Below are 6313 nucleotides of genomic sequence, written 5' to 3'. Positions count from 1 at the left end.
CCACCCTGCGCGTCGTCGCGCGCATCGGCGTCCGCGGCGGCCCGAAGCGGCTCCGCGGCGACCGGCGGCACCGGGGGTCCGAGGGGGGCGTAACCGGCGGGCGGCGGGGGCATCGACCCGAACGGGGCGTCGGAGCCGCCGGTGTTCTGGGTGTACCAGGCAGGGGGCGTGTAGTCGATGGTGAACTCGCCCGTGGTCTCCAGATCGGACTCGGGCTCCTGGCCGGGGGTGATCCCGTCGCCGCGGATCTCGTCCCGGTCGCTGTTCACAATGACCTCCTGCTGATCTGGTCCCTCACCCCGGTGTCCCGCAGCAGGGCTCCCCCTTCGCGGCAACCACACCGCACGCACCCCCAGACTAGACGCCGCACGGCCCGCCGGGGCAGACCGGTCCCCGCCTCTTCGCCCGGCGAACCACCACGCCCCGCGGACCGGCATAGTGGGCTTCGCACCCCGTGTGCGCACGCCTCTTCGCCCGCCCCGACCACGCCCCGACGGAGTTCCCCACTGTGGCCCCCACCGCCCGCGCCGCCCGCCTCACGGCCGCTGCCGCCGCCCTCGCTCTCGGCCTCACCGCCTGCGGCGACTCCTCCTCCGGCGACTCGACGTCCGCAGCCGGTACGGACGCGTCCTCGCTCGTGCAGCAGGCCAACAAGGCCATGAAGGAGACGTCGTTCCGGTCCACCGGCTCGACCACGGCCTTCGCCAACGGCACCCAGGAGACGACCTGGGACCCCGAGAAGGGGCTGCGCGCGGTCGCCTCGGGAGACGCCGACGGGGAGATGTACTGCAAGGACGGCAGGAACCTGCTCAGCGCCGGCCTGCTCGTGGCCTCGCTGGAGCAGTCCGGCCAGAACGTCGAACTGCCCGACGAACTCGCCGACGTGTACGTGGAGACCGAGACCGGCCAGGGCTGCGACGCGCTGTTCTCCATCCCCGAGACGGCCGAGCGCGCCCCGGAGAAGGACACCGAGGTGGAGGGGACGAAGACCCTCGCCCTGACCGCCGGCGACGGCCGGACCGAGGACGTGTACTACGTCGCCGCGTCCGGCGAACGGGTGCTGCTGAAGATGGAGTCCGCACGCGACGGCCGCCGCAGCAGCACCAGCTACGGCTCGTTCGGCGAACCGACCGACGTCACGCTGCCGCCGGCCGACCGCACCATGCCGATGTCCGACTTCCAGCAGCAGGTCAACCGCTGAATTCCGCGTCGCGCGGCGTCAGTCGAGCCGCCGCGCGACGCCCAGCAGGCCGGACTCCGCGTCCGTCGGCTGGATCATCGCGAACTGCCGGTCGCTGCGCGCACACCACAGCGTCACCCCGTCACCCAGCGACGGCAGCGCCTCCACCTCGCGGGACGACAGTGTCAGCAACCGCCCCAACTGCTCAGCCTCCTGGGGTGAGACCCGCTGCACCCCGGCCAGCGCCGCGGACCGCAGCAGCCGCGGGGCGACCGGGCTGAGGTACGGCAGCAGCGTCAGCACCGACTGCCAGGGCGCCGAACTCACCCGCCCGCGCGGCGGTTTCATCCCGCAGTCCCGAAGCACCACGACGGGACTGCCGACCGTCGGCCCCAGCGCCGGCACCCGGCCCACCTCGTGCACCGACATCGCGCCGTCGTCGCCGCCCACCGCCTGCACCAGGTTCGCCCACGCCTGCGGCCGGCCGGTCTCCACCGCGATCCGGGCACCCGTCGCCGCCAGGCGCAGGGCCAGCACCTGGGCCGTCCACAGGCCGCCGATCAGCACCGCGTCGTACGGCCGCGGATGGTGGAAGCCCAGCACGGCCGTCCGGCCCTGCGCGTCCACCCCCGCGATGACACCGTCGTCTCCCAACGGCAACGCCAGAGCGTCCAGTTGGGCCACCGGCAGCAGATGCCGTCCGGAACCAGGCCCCCGCACCATCAGCGCACACCTCCCAGCGGCATCGTCGCCAGCACCCCGGGCACCTGCTCGCGGTCCAACCGGACCAGACCGACCTTCACGCCCCTGGCCATGCGCTCCAACTCGCGTCGCAAATTGGTGAGTTCATCGGCGCTGCGACCGGTGATCCGCAGATGGCCGGCGACCGCCACCGCCTGGCGGTCGGCGTGGCCCAGGGTCAGGCTGAGCGTGGTCGCCAACGCCGGAAGCGAACTGAGCAGCGCCGCCAACTGCGGCAACGGCACAGCGCCCGGACCCAGTTCCGGCCACCTGCCGATCCCGTACGCCGTGTGCCAGCGGTCGTCGCACTGCCAGGCCCGCGCGGACTCCACCGTGCGCTGCACCGGCGGCGAGTCGGGCTGGCTGGCCTGGGCAGTCACCAGCGGATCGGCCACCGCCGAGGTGGCGAGCGCGGCGACCAACTCGCCCTCGGTCAGTACCGCAGCCCGGAAACCCGCGCCGCTCAACCGGCTGGAGAGCTGGTCGGCGACCCGCACCAGGCAGCGCTGCACACCCTCCAGGCCGCCACCGCGCGCCTCGACCGCCTCCCGGCACAGCTCCGGGTCGAGCTTCACCGCCACCCACGTGAGCCGCACCGCCGGCGTGCCCGACGTCGCCTGCAACGGGCCGTAACTCCGGGCCGCCACGGACCCCTTGGGCAGCGTGGGCGCCGGCGCCGGCTGCGTGTGCTGCACCACCTGCACCGACTCCAACCGGATGCCGTCGACATGCAGCGCGTCGTGCAGCAGGCGCAACGGCAGCGGACGCTGACCCCGCTCCCACCGCAACGCGGAAGCGGCCGTCTCCACCCGCAGCACCGCGGTGAGAAACGTGCCGTCGCCGATCGTCCCCACCGAGCGGCGGTTGCGATCCACGAACGTGTGGGTGCGCAACCTCGGGGCGCACTCCACAGCCGGCGCGAGACCCGCGTCGACGTCCGAGGACCGCACCGGGCCGGCCTGCCGCCGCCTGCGGCGCAGGGCGAAGACACCGCTCAGCCACTCCGGCAGCGACCGCCCCCGGCGACGGGCGACCGCCAGCAGCACCAGCGCCGCCGCCACCACGCCCGCCGGGACCAGCACCAGCGGATGCAGCACCCACGCGGTCAGCAGCAGCGCCAACGCCACCTGCACCAGCACCAACTGCTGCAACCCCACCGGGCCGAACCGGCCGGAGCCGCCCTCCCGGCGCAGCACCGCAGGCCCCGAAGCCGCCTGACCGGAGTCCGGGCCCCCGGCAGCGGCAGTGCCGCCGCCGGGCGGTGCCGCGTCCGGCTCACGGCGTGTGCTGGTAGCGGTCGCCATACGCTCTCAAGCCCCCTGGTGTCCGTGTTCGCCTTCCGAAACCGAGGCGACATTCGCCTTCGGCAACCAAGGCGACCGACGGCCGCTCACCCTACCGGAGCAGCACCCCCGGACCGGCTGCGGGCGGGGGACCCTGTCCACGCGGCAGGGCCGCCACCACATACCCTGTCGAGGCCGGTCAGGGGAGTCGGCCCACGGGGAGGGCGGTTACACATGGCATCAAGGCGCGACGAGCTCAACGCCTACACCTTCGCGAAGAAACGCACCGTCGCCTCGTTCCTCCAGCCCTCACCCACCGGCACCGAGGAGGGCGCCCCCCGACCGATCCGCGGGTTCCTGCCCGGCCTGATCATCGGCGCCGTCGTGCTGGCCGGCTTCGGCGCCTGGGGCATGTTCAAACCGCAGGCACCCAAGGGCTGGGACAAGCCCGGCGCCAAGGTCATCGTCGCCTCCGACTCCACCACGCGCTACGTGGTGCTGAAGACGGGCAGCAAGGCGCAACTGCACCCCGTGCTCAACCTGGCCTCCGCCCGCCTCCTGCTCGACCCGGACGACTACGGCGTCGTCAAGGTCGCGGAGAAGGAACTGGACAGCGGCAGGATCCCGCACGGCCCCACCATCGGCATCCCCTACGCCCCCGACCGGCTGCCGGGCGCGAAGGACGCGGGCGACGCCAAACGGTGGGCCGTCTGCGAGCAGCCCAGCGGCACCGGACGCACCACTCAGCGCGCCACGTTCGTGTTCGCCGACCGGGACACCGGCCGCACCGAAGGCCGCGACCGTCTGCGCGGCGGCCAGGTCCTCCACGTCCAGGGCGAGGACAGGTCCCGCTGGATCGTCGACGCCCGCGGCACCAAATACCTCGTCGGCGGCAGGAACTGGCGCGACCAGGACACCGACGAACGCGGAAAGCTCCTGCGTTCCCTCGTCAACGACGACCCGCAGCGGGTATCCGACGAGTGGCTCGACAGCCTCAGGACCGGCACGCCCATCGTCTTCCCCCGGCTCCGCGGCGACGTCGGCGCACCCGCCGGGGTCGAGGGGCTCGGCCAGGACGCCGACGTCATCGGCACCGTCCTCGTCGCACCCACCGGCAGCGGACCCCGGCAGTACCTCGTCGAACGCGGCCGGGTCGTCCCGATCAGCGACTTCACAGCCCGCCTGATCCTGGACAGCCCCGCCACCCGCGCCGTCGGACAGCGCGGCAAGGCCCTCTCCGTCGGCCTCCAGGACATCACCCCGGCAGCCGAGGACCAGAGCCCCACCGCCACCCACACCTGGCCCACCGGTGAGGTCACCCAGGCGAACAACGGCAACCGCACGACCGTGTGCAGCGTGCTGCGGTCCGTCCACCGGGGCAAGGGCAGCGTCACCCTGTCTACCTGGGCCGGCAGCTCCTACCCGGCCGACGTCACGGAAGGCGCCACCAGCACCTACGTCACACCCGGCTCCGGGCTCCTGTTCCGGCAGACCAAGGGCAGCGACACCGAGACCGGCGGCCTCTTCCTCGTCACCGACACCGGGCTGCGCTACGCCGTGCAGGCCAACACCGACAGCGGCACCGACCCCTCAGCCGGCGCCGACGCCGGCACCGGGCCGGGGGAGGACGCCTCCGGGGCTCCGGACGAGCCCGGCGAGGCCAACAAGGCGCAGATGCGACTGGGTTACGCAGAAGTGAAGCCCGTGCCCGTACCGGCGAACTGGGCCCAGTTCCTGCCCAAGGGTCCCCGGCTCGACACCGTCAGCGCCCAGCAGCCGCAGGGTTCCTGATGCGGAACCGGACACGGCGCACTGCCGCTCTCACCTCCGTGGCGGCGCTCCTGCTGCTCGCCGTACCGCTGGCGGCAGCCGCCGCCCGCGCACCGCCGGTGACCGCGCACGACCGGGACCCCGGCACCCGCCTCGCAGCGGGCGGTCGGTGCACCTACCCGGCCAAGCCCGTCCCCGGCCGGCCCTGGTCGCTGCAACGCGTGCAACTCGACCGGCTCTGGGAGGACACCCGCGGCGCCGGCGTGCAGGTCGCCGTCATCGACAGCGGCGTCGACATCAGGAACCCGCAACTCAAGCCCGCCGTCGACGTCGCCGCGGGCGCGGACGTACTCGGCCGCGACAAGGAGAACCCGGAAGCCCCCACCGGCCCGACGGCTGACCTCGTCGGCCACGGCACCAAGGTCGCCGGCATCATCGCGGCCCGCCCTGACCCCCGCACCGGCTTCGTCGGCATCGCCCCGGAAGCCACCATCATCCCCATCCGGCAGAACGACGGCGAGGGCAACGGCATGGTCACCGGCCTGGTGGAGGCCATCGACCACGCCGTCGAGCAGGGCGCCGACGTCATCAACATCTCCCAGGACAGCACGGGTTCCCTCGGGCCCGGCTCACAACTCCACGCGGCCGTGGAGCGGGCGCTGGCCGAGGACATCGTCGTCATCGCCTCCGCGGGCAACGACGGCGCCGACGGCAAGTCCAGGAAGACCTACCCCGCGTCCTACGACGGCGTGCTCGCCGTCGCCGCGTCCGACCGCAACAACGAACGCGCCGCCTTCAGCCAGTCCGGCGACTTCGTGGGCCTCGCCGCACCGGGCGTCGACATCGTCTCGACCGTGCCCGGCGGAGGCCAGTGCGCCGACACCGGCACCAGCTTCGCCGCGCCCTTCGTGGCCGGAGTCGCGGCGCTGCTGCGGGCCAAGCACCCCCGGTGGAAGCCGCATCAGGTCGTCGCCCAGCTCCAGAACACCGCCGAGCGGGCCATCAGCGGCCGGGACCGGCACGTCGGCTGGGGCGTCATCGACCCCGTCCGTGCGCTGACCGAGGACGACAAGCCCCCGTCCCGGCCCGTCGCCCGGGACGGCGTGCCCGACGCCCCGGCACCAGAACCCGCCGCCCTGCACCTCGGCGAGTCCTACGCCGAGCGCAACGAACGGCTGGGCACCTACGCCCTCATCACGGGCATGGTCCTGGCAGCCGTCCTCGGCGGCTCCGCCCTCGTGTACCGCGACTGGCGGCGACGCCACCCGGTGAAGTGACGCCGCCGGGGGAGGCCGGAGCCAGGGCCTGAGGGGCCGGTGCGGTTGTCGGGAGGGCGGCG

Annotated in this window: 6 protein-coding genes; 3 read left to right on the top strand and 3 right to left on the bottom strand. The window is 73.6% G+C overall.

Features of this window, described 5'->3' with window-relative positions; genetic code table 11:
* On the bottom strand, positions 1–269 hold a 269-nt coding region (locus ACYVE9_RS02100; RefSeq protein ID WP_461025944.1), incomplete at its 3' end, for an SCO5717 family growth-regulating ATPase.
* 239 nt (positions 270–508) lie between these two features.
* On the opposite strand from ACYVE9_RS02100, the gene ACYVE9_RS02095 reads away from it, so the two are divergent.
* Positions 509–1201 (top strand): hypothetical protein, encoded by a 693-nt coding sequence (locus ACYVE9_RS02095; RefSeq protein ID WP_461025943.1) that lies wholly within the window; start codon positions 509–511, stop codon positions 1199–1201.
* Positions 1202–1219: 18 nt separating this feature from the next.
* Here ACYVE9_RS02095 and ACYVE9_RS02090 read toward each other — a convergent pair whose 3' ends face one another.
* Together ACYVE9_RS02090 and eccE are read right to left on the bottom strand one after the other, a co-directional pair.
* The gene (locus ACYVE9_RS02090; protein ID WP_461025942.1) at positions 1220–1903 is read right to left on the bottom strand and encodes a hypothetical protein; all 684 of its coding nucleotides are present in this window, start codon (positions 1901–1903) and stop codon (positions 1220–1222) included.
* Entirely contained in the window at positions 1903–3225 is a 1323-nt protein-coding gene (eccE, locus tag ACYVE9_RS02085; protein WP_461025941.1) for a type VII secretion protein EccE, read from the bottom strand. The genes ACYVE9_RS02090 and eccE overlap by 1 nt, the downstream gene beginning before the upstream one ends.
* A gap of 213 nt (positions 3226–3438) precedes the next feature.
* Between eccE and eccB the strand changes: the two genes are divergently transcribed.
* Positions 3439–4995, top strand: a complete 1557-nt coding sequence (eccB, locus tag ACYVE9_RS02080; RefSeq protein ID WP_461025940.1) for a type VII secretion protein EccB — start codon at positions 3439–3441, stop codon at positions 4993–4995.
* Positions 4995–6251: a type VII secretion-associated serine protease mycosin gene (gene mycP, locus ACYVE9_RS02075; RefSeq protein WP_461025939.1), complete on the top strand. Its 1257-nt coding sequence runs from the start codon at positions 4995–4997 to the stop codon at positions 6249–6251. Before eccB ends, mycP begins: the two co-directional genes overlap by 1 nt.
* Positions 6252–6313 lie beyond the last annotated feature (62 nt).

This window comes from Streptomyces sparsus, from assembly GCF_054776295.1.
Note: the sequence above shows the minus strand (reverse complement) of the source record. Positions and strands in the feature narration are given on the sequence as shown.